Below are 16107 nucleotides of genomic sequence, written 5' to 3'. Positions count from 1 at the left end.
CAGCAGAGTTTGCAAAATCAACAATCACCTTTGTCACAGCTATTCATTAATCTATCGATACCCTGGCAATTTTGCCTTGTTCTAAATAAACAAGGAGGATCGAAATATCTGCAGGGTTAACACCTGAAATTCGTGTTGCCTGGGCCAGTGATAACGGCTTAATTTGCTTTAGCTTCTGCCTTGCTTCTGTTGCTAAGCCCGTTATCGCATCATAATCAATATTTTCAGGGATCTTTTTATTCTCCATTTTCTTCAGGCGATCAACCTGTTGCAACGATTTCTCAATATAACCTTCATATTTGATTTGAATTTCGACCTGTTCCTTAATATCCGCATCCAATTCATTCTCACTAGGTGCAAGTTTTTCAAGGAGTTCATATGTCATTTCAGGACGCTTTAACAAATCAGAGGCACGGATTCCATCCTTTAATTCACTTCCGCCAATGCTGCGAATTAACTCCTGCACCTCGTTAGAAGGCTTAAGGATAATTGATTTTAAGCGATCTTTTTCCGCATCCACGGCATCTCTTTTTGCTAAAAATCTTTGATAGCGTTCTTCTTTAATCAGACCAATCTCATGCCCAATGTCGGTTAATCGCAAATCGGCATTATCATGACGTAACAGCAGGCGATACTCAGCTCTTGATGTTAATAAGCGGTAAGGCTCATTTGTTCCTTTTGTAATTAAATCATCAATTAGCACACCAATATAAGCATCTGAACGACTAAAAATTAATTGTTCTTTTCCAAGTGCATTTAATCCAGCGTTAATTCCGGCCATTAATCCTTGGCCTGCTGCCTCTTCATAACCAGATGTCCCATTAATTTGACCTGCTGTATACAAGTTTTTTACAACCTTTGTTTCAAGCGTCGGCCATAATTGGGTAGGAACAATCGCATCGTATTCAATCGCATATCCAGACCGCATCATCTGGACATTTTCTAGACCAGGGATCGTTTTGAGGATTTGCTGCTGAACATCTTCTGGAAGACTGGTAGAAAGCCCTTGAACATATACTTCCTGTGTATGTCTGCCTTCAGGTTCAAGGAAAATTTGGTGGCGCGGCTTGTCATTAAAGCGGACTACCTTATCTTCAATTGATGGACAATATCTGGGACCTGTCCCTTTAATCATACCTGAGTACATCGGCGAACGATGTAGATTTTGGTCGATTAACAGATGAGTTTTATCATTTGTGTAAGTTAGCCAGCATGGCAGCTGATCCGTGATAAATTTTGTTGTTTCATAGGAAAAAGCTCTTGGAACTTCATCCCCTGGTTGTATTTCAGTCTTACTGTAATCAATCGTATGGCTATTTACCCTTGGTGGTGTTCCTGTTTTAAAACGGACTAATTCAAAACCAAGCTCTTCTAAGTGCTCCGATAATTTTATCGATGGCTGTTGATTATTAGGACCGCTTGAATATTTTAATTCCCCTAAGATGATTTCTCCACGAAGGAAGGTACCAGTCGTAATAACTACTGTTTTAGCACGGTAAATGGCTCCTGTTTTTGTAATAACGCCAACACAAACGCCATCTTCCACAATTAATCTTTCAACCATCCCTTGCATGAGAGTCATATTTGGTTCATTTTCGATTGTTTTTTTCATTTCATGCTGGTAAGCAAATTTATCGGCTTGTGCTCTAAGAGCACGGACTGCCGGACCTTTCCCTGTGTTCAGCATTCTCATTTGAATATGTGTTTTATCGATATTTTTGCCCATTTCCCCGCCAAGCGCATCGATTTCCCGAACAACAATCCCTTTTGCTGGACCGCCCACCGACGGATTACATGGCATAAAAGCAACCATATCGAGGTTGATCGTAATCATTAATGTTTTGGCGCCAATGCGGGCAGCCGCAAGGCCCGCCTCACAGCCTGCATGGCCAGCACCGATAACGATGACGTCAAAATTACCTGCTTCGTAAGTCATCACATTTCTCCTTTTTATAACTGTCTAGCTGCAGCGCCTAGGGACTCGGGTCATAAGCCAATCCGTCAAGAAGGTTAAAGAGCAACCTTCTCGCCGGCTCGTCTTATGCCTGTCGTCCCTAATCAAGGCGCTTCCGCTTTTCTATTTCCCTAAACAGAACTGAGAAAACAGCTGGTCAATTAGACTTTCGTGAACACTGTCACCGATTATCTCACCAAGTAATTCCCATGTTCTTGTTAAATCAATTTGAACAATATCAATTGGAGTGCCCATTTCTACTCCTTCAATCGCTTCTTCAATCGAATGCAGGCTTTGCCCCAGTAAAGCAATATGACGGCTGTTCGATACATAAGTCATATCCCCCGCTTCAAGGGAGCCTGCAAAGAATAAGGAGGCAATCGCTTCTTCCAGCTCATCGACACCACGGTCCTCCAATAGTGAGGTAGTGACAATTTGATGATCTTCTGCCAGTTCCTTCACTCGCTCCATATCAATTTGCTGCGGAAGATCTGTTTTATTGATAATAACGATGACATCCATTCCTTTGACAGCTTCGAATAGATTTTCATCCTCTTTCGTTAACAAATCCGCATAATTTAATACGAGTAAAATTAGATCCGCTTCTTTTAAAACCTGACGTGAACGTTCTACGCCAATCCGTTCCACAATATCTTCCGTTTCTCTAATTCCCGCTGTATCTAACAACCGGAGCGGGACTCCGCGAACATTCACATATTCTTCAATGACATCTCGGGTTGTCCCAGGGATATCTGTGACAATCGCTTTATTTTCTTGAACCAAACTATTTAATAACGAAGATTTACCAACATTGGGACGACCGACAATGACGGTTGAAAGACCTTCACGTAAAATTTTCCCTTGTTGTGAGGTTTGCATCAGCTTCTTAAGTTCTTCACGAACATACTGAGCTTTCTCCATTAGCATTTTATGGGTCATTTCCTCAACGTCATCATATTCCGGATAATCGATATTCACTTCGACATGGGCAAGAATTTCTAAAATTTCCTGGCGCAGACCGCGAATTAATCGCGATAAACGACCTTCCATCTGGCCAAGGGCAAGATTCATTGCCCGATCTGTCTTAGCACGAATTAAATCCATGACTGCTTCTGCTTGGGATAAATCAATCCGTCCATTCAAAAAGGCCCGTTTTGTAAATTCACCTGGCTCCGCTAATCTAGCTCCACTAGCTAGGACATGCTGTAATACACGATTGACCGAAACGAGTCCACCATGACAATTGATTTCAACGACATCTTCTTTTGTAAAAGTCTTCGGCCCCTTCATCACTGAAACCATTACTTCTTCAATAACCTGACCCTTTTTGGGATCGATTAAATGACCATAATGAATCGTATGGGTCGGTACCTCTGTCAATCGCTTTCCACTGATACTGCGAAAAATCCGATCGGCAATTTTAATGGAATCATCCCCACTTAATCGAACAATTGCAATTGCTCCCTCACCCATTGGTGTCGATATCGCAGCTATCGTATCAAATTCCATTCCTTTCACCACGCTTTATCTATAAATGATTTATATGAACTGAAAAGTTATTCTCCAAAATATTAGATTATCACATTCATCTCCGCCTGAAAAACGGTTATTTTCTCGAAAATGAATTATCCACACCTCAAAATAAAGTTCACGTATTATTTTAACTTATCCACATGTGAATAACAATAAAACAGACGATTACAAAATATTCTTATTAACAAGTAGGTTTTCTTATTATTCGACATTAGTAGTCAAAAAAAGACATTCTGCTTATGCAGAATGTCTTTTGACTTCTTTTTATTTTGCTGGCGAAATGACAATAAAGCGATGCGGATCTGATCCGTCAGAAGTGGTCTTTACTCGCTTATTATCGGATAAAGCCGTGTGAATTACTTTTCGCTCGTATGAAGGCATCGGTTCTAAAGCAACATCCTTGCCAGTTTTTACTGCCTTTTGAGCAAGACGATGTGCTAGCTGAATTAGCGTTTCATTTCTGCGATTTCGGTAGTCCTCAGCATCAAGAATAACCGTTAAGTATTGATTAGAAAAGCGATTAATCACAAGCTGGGTTAAATACTGAAGTGAATTCAATGTTTGACCTCGTTTTCCGATCAAAAGAGCAATTTTCTCTCCTTTTAAAACGAACAGAACTTGTTTCCCTTCACGCTTGACTTCAATATTAACTTCGGCCCCCATTTGTTCACTGACCTGAATAAGGAACTTTTTAGCTTCCTCAATCGGATCAATGATCACCGTTACTTTAACAACGGCTGGGCGAGAACCAAAAATTCCGAAAATCCCCTTTTTTCCTGCATCGATAATGGCTACATCTGCGCGGTCTTTTGTTGTCTTTAATTGAGCTAAAGCTGATTCTACTGCTTCTTCGACAGTTTGTCCTGTAGCAGTTACCTGTTTCACTTTTTTGCTCCTCCCGCTTTACCAGCAGCTGCCGTTTTCAGCTCCGGTCCTTTAATAAAATAGGTTTGAACAATCATGAAAATATTACCTACTACCCAATATAAAGAAAGGGCTGCAGGGAAGTTAAACGCAAAAACAACAATCATGATTGGCATCATCCAAAGCATCATCGCCATCTGTGGATTATGCTCTTGGCCGGCCATCATCATTTTTTGCTGAATAAATGTGGTGATACCAGCAATAATCGGCAATAGATAGAAAGGATCTTTATCACCAAGATCAAACCATAGAAAGCTATGTTCAGCAATTTCCCTTGTTCTTGAAATCGCATGGTAAAAACCAATTAAGATTGGCATCTGTACGATTAGTGGAAAACAGCCTGCCATTGGATTGACGCCGTGCTTTTGAAATAACGCCATTGTTTCCTGCTGTAATTTTTGCTGTGTTTTTTGGTCTTTTGAACTATATTTTTCGCGAAGTGCTTTCATTTCCGGCTGAAGTGCCTGCATTGCCTTAGAACTTCTCGTCTGTTTAATCATTAGCGGTAAAATTGCTAAACGGATCAGAATCGTAACAATAATAATCGATAAGCCAAAGCTGCCACCAAGTATTTCTGCCATCTTTACAATAAACCAGGATAGCGGATAAACAATGTATTCATTCCAAAATCCTGTACTTTCAGCGTTAATCGGTTCTTTAATTTCAGTACAGCCAGTCAGAAACAAGAATACTGAAAAAAGGCCGAGCAAAAGTAATATTCGTTTTTTCAACCGAATTTTCCTCCTTGAAATATTAGATATCATTAACTTTTATATAACTTCGCTATTTACAAAGGTATTTTAACATCTTTCTTATTCTGTTGTCTCCAATTTATTGTTTCTTTAAAACCTTACCAACCTTAAGAACATGCGTTAAGCTCTTTTTCACTTCAAAAAAGTCCATTTCCGCTAACGGCTTTCTTGCGATTATTATGTAATCGTTTCCTTTTAGAATCTGATCTGAAAGCTCAAAAACAGCTTGCCTTATGTATCTTTTGATTTGGTTTCTCATCACTGCATTTCCAATTTTCTTGCTGACTGATAGTCCGATTCGAAAATTATCTTGATCCTCTTTCGCTAATGAATAAACGACTAATTGCCGATTAGCAAATGATTGACCTTTTTGAAATGCTGCTTGGAATTCTTTATTTTTTTTAACCCTGAATTCTTTTTTCATCGCTTTTCTCTCCTATAGGAAAAAAGACCACTGATGTGTCAGTGGCCTAAGCTGATAATACTTTTCTTCCTTTTTGACGACGGCGAGCTAGAACTTTACGTCCGTTAGCTGTGCTCATACGACTACGGAAACCGTGAACTTTGCTGTGTTTACGCTTATTTGGTTGATATGTTCTTTTCATTATATGACACCTCCCTGAGGAATAGCTGTTCTAATTAAAACGACAGTCTTACTTATTATAAAGACGTGCACCTAAAATTGTCAACCACTCTCTCATTATTGTTCCTTATTTCCAATTTATTATTTCTAAAACTTCGTGGTTTCGATTCCGATTCACCGGTTCCCAAAATAATTTTTATGATATTCAAGCGATCCCTTCGCAAACTATTTCCTGTGGATAAAAAAGTCGACATATTTTTTGTGGACTCACAAGATATTGACAAGTTTTGCACAGGAAACACTACTTGTGGACAAGTATCGCTCACAGATTGTTGCAGTTGTGGATAAACTACGAAAAACCATTGCGTCTATTGCATTTATTTGATATTATATTTGTGTTTTCACTCTGAATAACTTCGTCTGTATAAAATCTTATCCACAAAGTGTGGATATCCTGTGGACAAGTTATTCTAGCATACTGCAGAAACTTGTCCACAAGAGGTGGATATTGTCGAAACTCCACATTATTTCCTTATTATATGTTTTCCACAACCATCGTTTCGTATATTTATAAATTAGTAGGTTGTACAGCTTGCATAACATGAGCTTTATGTAGGACTTATGTCCTGTTGAAGCCAAGATAAGTCAAGGATACTTCGCATTATTTTGTGAAAAATATATCTATATATGGAGTTAGACAGAAGCAATCCTGCAAAATGCCATTTCAATTACTAAAGATAGATAAAGAAAGAAAATTCGCCAATTAATGAAGACAGAGATGTAGGCGCTCAATTTATCTCAATAAATTTGGAGCAGCTTAAAAAGAAGTAAGGAGGGACAACCGTTGGAGAATATTGCGGATCTTTGGAATGCTGCACTGGCCAATATCGAAAAGAAGATAAGCAAGCCTAGTTTTGATACCTGGCTGAAGTCCACAAAGGCTCATTCCCTTCAAGGAAATCTGCTAGTAATAACCGCTCCCAATGAATTTGCGCGTGATTGGCTGGAGGAACGCTATTCCCAGTTAATCGCTGGAATTCTATACGAAATTACCGGGGAAGAATTAACGGTTAAGTTTATCATTCCGCAAAATCAAACAGAAGAAGACAATGACTTGCCGATGCCTCCTAAGAAGGCGAAAAAAGACGAAGAACAACATGATTTTCCTGCAAACATTTTAAATCCGAAGTACCTATTTGATACTTTTGTTATTGGATCAGGCAACCGGTTTGCCCACGCAGCATCATTAGCCGTTGCGGAAGCACCTGCAAAAGCTTACAATCCCTTATTTATTTATGGGGGTGTAGGACTTGGAAAGACCCACTTAATGCATGCCATTGGCCATTATGTTTTGGAACATAAACCAAACGCGAAAGTGGTTTATTTATCATCAGAAAAATTCACAAATGAATTCATTAATTCCATTCGCGACAATAAAGCCGTCGAATTCCGGAATAAATATCGTAATGTCGATGTGCTTCTCATAGATGATATTCAATTTTTAGCGGGAAAAGAATCCACCCAAGAGGAATTTTTCCATACTTTTAATACTTTACATGAAGAAAGCAAGCAAATTGTTATTTCAAGTGACCGGCCGCCGCGGGAAATTCCGACACTTGAGGACCGCCTTCGTTCACGTTTTGAATGGGGATTAATTACTGATATTACACCGCCAGATTTGGAGACAAGAATTGCGATCCTTAGGAAGAAAGCAAAAGCGGAAGGCTTAGATATTCCTAATGAAGTGATGCTTTATATTGCCAACCAAATAGATACCAATATCCGAGAGCTCGAGGGTGCACTTATTCGTGTCGTTGCCTATTCCTCTTTAATTAATAAAGATATCAATGCCGATTTAGCATCAGAGGCATTAAAGGATATTATTCCTAGCTCAAAGCCGAAGGTTATTACCATTCATGAGATTCAGCGGACCGTTGGCGAGCATTTTAGCGTGAAACTTGAAGATTTTAAAGCGAAGAAACGGACTAAATCTGTAGCCTTCCCAAGACAGATTGCGATGTATTTATCACGCGAACTAACCGACTATTCACTACCAAAAATCGGGGAAGAATTTGGCGGCCGTGACCATACAACCGTAATTCATGCTCATGAAAAAATTTCTAAGCTGCTGCAAACTGACACACAGCTGCAAAAGCAAATGAAAGAATTAAATGAGCTGTTGAAAGTTTAATTAAATTGTGAATAACTTCTATCCATTTACACACAGTCTGTCCACATGTGGATAGGCTGTGTTTCCTTTGATAAAATTAAGTTATCCACATACTAACAGGCCCTACTAGTACTTCTACTATATTTTTAAATAAATTATTATTATATGTTTAGCAAAAAGTCATTATGCACAAAAGAAATAAAAAAATGCTGGGAGGATTCAAAAATGAGATTTATCATTCAACGTGACCGTCTTGTTCAAAGTGTCCAAGATGTAATGAAGGCTGTTACATCAAGAACAACCATTCCAATCTTAACGGGGATAAAAATAACAGCAAACAATGAAGGGGTCACTTTTACAGGAAGTGATTCTGATATTTCGATTGAGTCATTTATTCCAAAAGAGGAAGCTGGCGATGAAATCGTAGAAATTAAGCAGCCAGGATCCATTGTCCTTCAAGCAAAGGTTTTTGGTGAAATCGTAAAAAAACTACCAACAGATTCAGTTGAAATAGAAGTGCTAGGTTCATTACAAACGGTTATTCGCTCTGGGAAATCAGAATTTAATTTAAATGGCTTAGATGCAGAGGAATACCCACACTTACCGCAAATTGAAGAAAATAATAAGTTTCATATTGCTACAGACTTATTAAAAACAATGATCCGCCAGACGTCGTTCGCTGTATCGAACTCTGAAACACGACCAATCTTGACAGGTGTCAACTGGAAGGTCGAAAACAACGAATTAATCTGTATTGCAACAGATAGCCATAGACTGGCATTACGCCAAGTGAAAATTGAATCTGAGAATAACGGATCCTATAATGTCGTCATTCCAGGTAAAAGCTTAAATGAATTAAGTAAAATAATTGATGATTCCAATGAATTAATTGATATTGTTATTACGGAAAATCAAATTTTATTTAAAGCAAAGCACTTATTGTTTTTCTCAAGATTGTTAGAAGGAAATTATCCTGATACGTCTAGATTAATTCCAGATGAAAGTAAAACAGATGTTACCGTTCATACAAAAGAATTTTTACATGCCATTGATCGTGCTTCCCTACTTGCTCGCGAAGGTAGAAATAATGTTGTGAAGTTTTCAACCATTGAGGGAGGAGTCATTGAAATTTCTTCTAATACTCCTGAAGTTGGAAAAGTTGTCGAGGAAATTCAAAGTCAATCTATTGACGGAGAGGATTTGAAAATCTCATTCAGTGCGAAATATATGATGGATGCGTTAAAGGCGCTGGAGGGAACGGACATTAAAGTAAGCTTTACTGGGGCAATGCGTCCCTTCTTAATTCGCCCGTTGCACGATGAAACTACCTTGCAGTTAATTTTGCCGGTAAGAACTTACTAAGTTCATAATTAAGCCACCAAAAGACGGTGGCTTTTCTATTTTTTTTACTTTTCTTTGAATCTGAGTGATTTTTTTAGTAAAATAAAGTATTGAGACCATTTTAGAAAAGAGTGATAAACGGTGGCTGAAAAAATAAAGCTGAACACGGAGTTTATTACGTTAGGCCAATTCCTTAAATTGGCTGACGTCATTCAAACGGGTGGCATGGCAAAATGGTTTTTAAGTGAGTACGATATTTTCATTAATGATGAACAAGATCAAAGAAGAGGAAGAAAGCTTCGTGCGGGTGACAGGGTAAAAATTGCCGGCCACGGAGAGTTTTTGATAACAGATTAACTATGTATATTGAACAATTGGCGTTAAAAAATTATCGAAATTATGAGAGTCTGTCGGTTGAGTTTGAGAATAAAGTAAATGTGATTCTTGGCGAAAATGCCCAAGGGAAAACCAATGTTATGGAATCGATCTATGTTTTAGCCATGGCTAAATCTCATCGGACTTCTAATGACAAAGATCTGATTCGCTGGGATCAAGAGTATGCTAAAATAGAGGGTAGGATTCAAAAACAGCACAGCTCCTTACCTTTGCAATTAGTGATTTCGAAAAAGGGCAAAAAGGCCAAATGCAATCACATGGAACAACAAAGACTGAGTCAATATGTTGGAAATATGAATGTGGTGATGTTTGCCCCGGAAGATCTAAACCTCGTTAAAGGCAGCCCACAGGTAAGACGCCGTTTTATTGATATGGAAATCGGACAGGTTTCCCCTATTTATTTACATGATATGAGCCAATATCAAAAAATACTACATCAGCGCAATCATTTTTTGAAAATGATGCAAATAAAAAAACAGACAGATCAAACGATGCTCGAAATTCTCACCGAGCAATTTATTGAGATGGCTGTGAAAATTGTCGTAAAAAGATTCGAGTTCCTAAATTTGCTTGAAAACCGGGCAAAGCCGATTCATCACGGCATTTCTAGAGGGCTTGAATCATTAGAAATTGCATATAAACCTTCAGTAGAGGTATTAGAAGATCAAGATTTGTCGAAAATGAAAGCAAGCTTTGAGGAAAAATTTAGTAAAGTTAGAAACAGGGAAATAGATCGAGGTACGACATTGTTTGGTCCGCATCGTGATGATTTGTTGTTTTTTGTTAATGGCAGAGACGTTTCTACCTTTGGTTCTCAAGGACAGCAGCGAACAACTGCCCTCTCTGTTAAGCTTGCCGAAATTGAATTAATTCATTCTGAGATTCGTGAGTATCCTATCTTGCTGCTTGACGATGTCCTTTCAGAATTGGATGATTATCGTCAATCTCATTTGCTAAATACCATACAAGGGAAAGTACAAACTTTTGTCACTACCACTAGTGTTGATGGTATCGACCATCAAACTTTAAAAGAGGCATCAACGTTTGAGGTGTCGTCTGGTATGATCAATAAAGTAAATTGAGGTGAAAGTGTGTATATTCATATCGGGGAAGATTTAAATATCAGGGCCAAAGATATTATTGCGATTCTTGATAAAGAGAGTGTCAATTCATCGCAATTAGTTGAAGAGTTTCTATCGTGCCATACAAAAAAACTAATCAATCTTTCAAAAAACCCTTTTAAATCTGTGGTTATCACCTATGATAAAATTTATTTATCCCCGATTGCTTCCGGAACCCTAAAGAAGCGTTCAAATCTAAAAAATATTCAGGAAATATAAGAGTTTAGGCAATAATAATTTTTCTACTAATAGTTTTTCTGAATGAAAGTGCGGGTGAACGAAATTGACAATGGAACAAAAGACAATTCAAGAACAATCTTATGATGCCGATCAAATACAAGTTTTAGAAGGTCTTGAGGCCGTTCGAAAAAGACCGGGGATGTATATTGGTTCAACAAGTGGAAAAGGCCTTCACCACCTTGTTTGGGAAATTGTAGATAACAGTATTGATGAGGCATTGGCTGGATATTGCGACGAAATTAATGTGATCATTGAAGAAGATAACAGCATTAGTGTAAAAGATAATGGCCGGGGCATCCCTGTTGGCATGCATGAAAAAATGGGCCGACCAGCTGTTGAAGTTATTATGACGGTTCTCCATGCTGGCGGTAAATTTGGCGGAGGAGGCTATAAGGTTTCGGGAGGGCTGCACGGTGTAGGTGCTTCCGTAGTTAATGCTCTTTCCACTTTTTTAGAAGTTTTCGTCCACCGGGATGGCAATATTCACTATCAAAAGTATGAACGTGGAGTACCAGCAGCTGATTTAAAGATCATTGGCGACACAGATGTGACGGGGACAATCACTCATTTCAAACCAGATAGCGAAATTTTTACAGAAACATTGGAATATGAGTATGATATCCTTGCAACGCGTCTTCGTGAACTTGCCTTTTTAAATCGCGGCATTAAAATTACCATCGAAGATAAACGTGTCGAAAACAAACGAAATGAATATTTGTACGAGGGCGGAATTAAGTCATATGTAGAGCACTTAAACCGGACAAAGGAAGTTATCCATGAAGAGCCAATCTTTATTGAGGGCGAACGTGATGGGATTTCGATTGAAGTAGCGATTCAATATAACGAACGTTATACCGAAAGTATTTATTCCTTTGCCAATAATATTCATACCTATGAAGGCGGAACACATGAGTCTGGCTTTAAAACCGCTTTAACACGAGTTATTAATGATTATGCTCGAAAAAATGGATTGATCAAGGAAAATGATACAAACTTATCGGGTGAAGATGTCCGTGAAGGATTAACGGCGATTGTTTCAATTAAGCACCCTGACCCACAATTTGAAGGGCAAACGAAAACAAAGCTGGGGAATTCCGAAGTCAGAGCAATAACAGATTCATTATTTGCTAGCCATTTTGATAAGTTTTTATTGGAGAATCCAACTGTAGCAAAAAAGATTGTTGAAAAGGGCTTAATGGCTGCACGAGCTAGACTTGCAGCTAAAAAGGCAAGAGAGCTAACACGCCGTAAAAGTGCTTTGGAAGTCTCAAGTTTACCTGGGAAATTAGCCGATTGTTCTTCCAAGGATCCCTCTGAAAGTGAATTATATATCGTTGAGGGTGACTCTGCGGGCGGATCAGCAAAACAGGGCCGTGACCGCCATTTTCAAGCAATTCTCCCATTAAGGGGTAAAATTCTTAATGTTGAAAAAGCGCGTCTGGATCGAATTCTTTCTAACAACGAAGTTCGAGCGATGATTACGGCAATTGGAACAGGAATTGGGGAAGATTTCGATATTTCTAAAGCTCGTTATCATAAAATCGTCATCATGACAGATGCGGATGTCGATGGAGCACATATTCGTACACTTCTATTAACGTTCTTTTACCGTTATTTGCGGCAGATACTAGAAGCTGGATACATTTATATTGCCCAGCCACCACTTTATAAAGTTCAACAAGGTAAGCGTGTAGAGTACGCTTATAATGATAAACAGCTTGATCAGATCTTTGCGATGCTACCAAGTCAGCCTAAGCCAAATATTCAGCGATATAAAGGTCTTGGAGAGATGAATCCAGGACAATTATGGGACACTACGATGAATCCTGAAACTAGAACGATGCTTCAGGTAAGTCTTGAAGATGCGATTGGCGCAGACGAAACGTTTGAAATGTTAATGGGTGACAAGGTAGAACCGCGACGTAACTTCATTGAAGAAAACGCACAATATGTTAAAAACCTTGATATATAAAGGATAGCGGGCACTCCCCTATCCTCCTTTTTTCGTTTATACGTTCAGAAAGTATAAAAATTTTAGCACTGAAGATATTTCGTCCTAATAAAAATTTTTAGGAATTAAGTATAAGTTCAACTAGGCAATCGCCTACGCCTAACGGCTTGGCGCTAACATGTTTTCTTTATAAATTGGTGACAAATGAAGTAACTCGTCACCGTATAGGAGGTACTAATGATGGAAAATACACCAAATCCTCAAGTAAAAGAGATAAATATTAGTCAGGAAATGAAGACCTCCTTCCTTGACTATGCTATGAGTGTTATTGTTTCACGTGCCCTTCCAGATGTACGCGATGGATTAAAGCCAGTTCACCGCCGTATTCTTTATGCTATGCATGATCTTGGAATACATGCGGACAAACCTTATAAAAAATCTGCGCGTATCGTTGGTGATGTTATTGGTAAATATCACCCGCATGGTGACTCTGCCGTATATGAAACAATGGTTCGTATGGCCCAAGACTTCAACTATCGCTATATGCTTGTAGATGGTCATGGAAACTTTGGATCCGTAGATGGTGATGGTGCCGCAGCAATGCGTTATACTGAATCCCGTATGTCTAAAATTTCCATGGAGCTTTTAAGAGATATCAACAAGGATACGATCGACTATCAAGATAACTATGATGGTGAGGAAAGAGAGCCGGTTGTTTTACCAGCAAGATTCCCTAACCTATTAGTTAACGGGACTACTGGGATCGCTGTAGGAATGGCAACTAATATCCCGCCGCATCAGCTCGGTGAAGTCATTGACGGAGTCTTAGCGGTTAGTCGTGAGCCTGAAATTACGACGCAGGATCTAATGGAAATTATTCCGGGCCCTGATTTTCCAACTGGTGGTATGATTATTGGCCGAAGTGGTATTCGTAAAGCATACGAAACCGGTCGTGGTTCAATCACAGTCCGTGCAAAGGTCGAAATCGAACAAAAGTCAAATGGGAAAGAAGTTATCATTGTCAATGAGATCCCTTACCAAGTAAACAAAGCTAGATTAATTGAGAAAATAGCTGAGCTTGCACGTGATAAAAAAATAGAGGGTATTACCGACTTACGTGATGAATCAGACCGTAATGGGATGAGAATTGTCATTGAGGTACGTAAAGATGCCAATGCCAATGTTCTTTTAAATAACTTATATAAACAAACAGCACTACAAACAACATTTGGTATTAATACATTAGCGCTTGTTAACGGGCAGCCGAAGGTTCTAGGGCTTAAAGAATGCTTAGTTCATTACCTGGATCATCAGCGGGTTGTTATCCGTAGACGAACAGAGTTTGAATTACGTAAAGCAGAGGCACGTGCACATATTTTAGAGGGCTTAAGAATTGCTTTAGATCATCTTGATGAAGTCATTGCATTAATCCGTGGTTCACGGACTACTGATATTGCCCGTGAAGGATTAATGACTCAGTTTAATCTTTCAGAAAAGCAAGCTCAAGCGATTCTGGATATGCGCTTACAGCGTTTAACAGGTTTAGAGCGTGAGAAGATTGAAAATGAATATCAAGAATTAATGAAGCTGATTGCAGAATTAAAGGCAATTTTAGCGGATGAAGAAAAAATTCTTGAAATTATCCGTGAAGAGTTACTAGAAATTAAAGATCGTTTCAATGATAAGCGCCGTACGGAAATTGTTTCAGGCGGTATTGAAAATATTGAGGACGAGGATCTTATTCCACGTGAAAACATCGTTATCACGTTAACGCATAATGGCTATATTAAGCGTCTCCCAGTATCCACCTATCGCGCTCAAAAACGAGGCGGCCGTGGAATTCAAGGAATGGGAACGAATGAGGATGATTTTGTCGAGCATCTAATTACAACCTCAACTCACGATACGATTCTTTTCTTTACAAATAAAGGGAAAGTTTATCGTTCGAAAGGGTATGAAATTCCTGAATACAGCCGTACAGCTAAAGGTTTGCCAATTATTAATCTTCTAGGAATTGAAAAAGGAGAATGGGTCAACGCCATCATACCAATTGAGGAATTTGTCGATGACTGGTACTTATTCTTTACAACTAAAGAAGGTGTCTCTAAGCGTTCACCACTAACTTCGTTTGCTCACATTAGGAATAATGGTTTAATTGCCCTAAGTCTGCGTGAGGGTGACGAATTGATTTCCGTCCGATTAACAGATGGAACAAAGCATATTATTATTGGGACGAAAAAAGGTATGCTCATCCGCTTCCCAGAAGTGGATGTTAGATCCATGGGGAGAACTGCCACAGGAGTTAAAGGAATAAACTTAGGCGATGATGATGAAGTAGTCGGCATGGAAGTTCTCGAAGAAGAAAACGACATTCTAATCGTAACTAAAAATGGCTATGGAAAACGTACGCACGCATCAGAATACCGAATCACTGGCCGAGGTGGTAAAGGAATTAAGACATGTCAAATTACTGAGAAAAACGGTGATTTAGTCTCGGTTAGAACCGTAACGGGTGAAGAGGATTTAATGCTGATTACAACTGGCGGTGTATTGATTCGTATGGAAGTATCTGGTATCTCTACATTAGGCCGGAACACGCAAGGTGTAAAACTAATCAGTATGAAAGAAAATGAAAATGAACATGTGGCGACTGTCGCGAAGGTAGAAAAGGAAGATGTTGAAGAAATAGGAGATGCTGAAGGAGAAGAAAGCTCACCAGCTTCTGTAGAGGAAACACCGAGTGAAGAATAAAAGCTATGATGGGGGCATCTAAATGATGCTCCTCCTTTTTTATTTTTCTCTTGCCTCTCTGGGGTAAAGCTGTTATAATCATTTGAGTCGGTGTTGATTTATCAGTTATAAATAGTAACAAAATAAAAAACGTTGACATTCATCTTGTGAGATGATATATTAATAAAGTCGCTTGTGAGCGATATGTAGAAATTGATCTTTGAAAACTAAACAAACAAAAACGTCAACAAACAATAATATTTTTAGTTTCTACTATAGAAACTAAGCCAACGTAACTTTATGAGCTATATCAACTTTCTTGGAGAGTTTGATCCTGGCTCAGGACGAACGCTGGCGGCGTGCCTAATACATGCAAGTCGAGCGAATCTTGAGGTGCTTGCACCTCTTGGTT

The 16107-nt window shown here is 38.9% G+C and carries 13 protein-coding genes and 1 rRNA gene; 8 read left to right on the top strand and 6 right to left on the bottom strand.

All coding sequences use genetic code 11. From position 1 onward, the window contains the following. Positions 1-46 precede the first annotated feature (46 nt). The 6 genes from mnmG to rpmH all read right to left on the bottom strand — a co-directional run bounded on the left by mnmG (position 47) and on the right by rpmH (position 5768). Positions 47-1936 carry a tRNA uridine-5-carboxymethylaminomethyl(34) synthesis enzyme MnmG gene (gene mnmG, locus ACWM35_RS22190; protein ID WP_454821080.1) on the bottom strand — a complete coding sequence of 630 codons (1890 nt, stop codon included), beginning with the start codon at positions 1934-1936 and terminating at the stop codon, positions 47-49. A gap of 141 nt (positions 1937-2077) precedes the next feature. After that, positions 2078-3463, bottom strand: a complete 1386-nt coding sequence (mnmE, locus tag ACWM35_RS22185; RefSeq protein ID WP_454821079.1) for a tRNA uridine-5-carboxymethylaminomethyl(34) synthesis GTPase MnmE — start codon at positions 3461-3463, stop codon at positions 2078-2080. Between the two features lie 288 nt (positions 3464-3751). After that, positions 3752-4372: an RNA-binding cell elongation regulator Jag/EloR gene (gene jag / locus ACWM35_RS22180; protein ID WP_454821078.1), complete on the bottom strand. Its 621-nt coding sequence runs from the start codon at positions 4370-4372 to the stop codon at positions 3752-3754. After that, positions 4369-5142: a YidC family membrane integrase SpoIIIJ gene (gene spoIIIJ / locus ACWM35_RS22175; protein WP_454821077.1), complete on the bottom strand. Its 774-nt coding sequence runs from the start codon at positions 5140-5142 to the stop codon at positions 4369-4371. Before spoIIIJ ends, jag begins: the two co-directional genes overlap by 4 nt. 100 nt (positions 5143-5242) lie before the next feature. Continuing rightward, positions 5243-5587 carry a ribonuclease P protein component gene (gene rnpA / locus ACWM35_RS22170; RefSeq protein WP_454821076.1) on the bottom strand — a complete coding sequence of 115 codons (345 nt, stop codon included), beginning with the start codon at positions 5585-5587 and terminating at the stop codon, positions 5243-5245. Between the two features lie 46 nt (positions 5588-5633). Further along, positions 5634-5768, bottom strand: coding sequence for a 50S ribosomal protein L34 (gene rpmH / locus ACWM35_RS22165; protein WP_192654778.1), 135 nt, complete (start codon positions 5766-5768; stop codon positions 5634-5636). Positions 5769-6590: 822 nt separating this feature from the next. Between rpmH and dnaA the strand changes: the two genes are divergently transcribed. From dnaA to ACWM35_RS22125, 8 genes are all read left to right on the top strand, one after another. Next, entirely contained in the window at positions 6591-7937 is a 1347-nt protein-coding gene (gene dnaA / locus ACWM35_RS22160) for a chromosomal replication initiator protein DnaA (protein WP_454821075.1), read from the top strand. Between the two features lie 204 nt (positions 7938-8141). Further along, a complete protein-coding gene (dnaN, locus tag ACWM35_RS22155) occupies positions 8142-9278 on the top strand; it encodes a DNA polymerase III subunit beta (protein WP_454821074.1) in 1137 nt (378 codons plus the stop codon). Positions 9279-9398: 120 nt separating this feature from the next. Continuing rightward, positions 9399-9614 (top strand): S4 domain-containing protein YaaA, encoded by a 216-nt coding sequence (gene yaaA / locus ACWM35_RS22150; protein WP_454821073.1) that lies wholly within the window; start codon positions 9399-9401, stop codon positions 9612-9614. Between the two features lie 2 nt (positions 9615-9616). After that, positions 9617-10735: a DNA replication/repair protein RecF gene (recF, locus tag ACWM35_RS22145; protein WP_454821072.1), complete on the top strand. Its 1119-nt coding sequence runs from the start codon at positions 9617-9619 to the stop codon at positions 10733-10735. 9 nt (positions 10736-10744) lie between these two features. After that, a complete protein-coding gene (gene remB / locus ACWM35_RS22140) occupies positions 10745-10993 on the top strand; it encodes an extracellular matrix regulator RemB (protein ID WP_454821070.1) in 249 nt (82 codons plus the stop codon). Positions 10994-11063: 70 nt separating this feature from the next. Continuing rightward, on the top strand, positions 11064-12986 hold the full coding sequence (gene gyrB, locus ACWM35_RS22135) for a DNA topoisomerase (ATP-hydrolyzing) subunit B (RefSeq protein ID WP_454821069.1): 1923 nt from the start codon (positions 11064-11066) through the stop codon (positions 12984-12986). Between the two features lie 219 nt (positions 12987-13205). After that, positions 13206-15716 (top strand): DNA gyrase subunit A, encoded by a 2511-nt coding sequence (gene gyrA / locus ACWM35_RS22130; protein WP_454821068.1) that lies wholly within the window; start codon positions 13206-13208, stop codon positions 15714-15716. Positions 15717-16011: 295 nt separating this feature from the next. Next, positions 16012-16107 (top strand): 16S ribosomal RNA (locus ACWM35_RS22125); the annotation flags it as partial.

The sequence above is a fragment of the Neobacillus sp. K501 genome (assembly GCF_053749995.1).
Note: the sequence above shows the minus strand (reverse complement) of the source record. Positions and strands in the feature narration are given on the sequence as shown.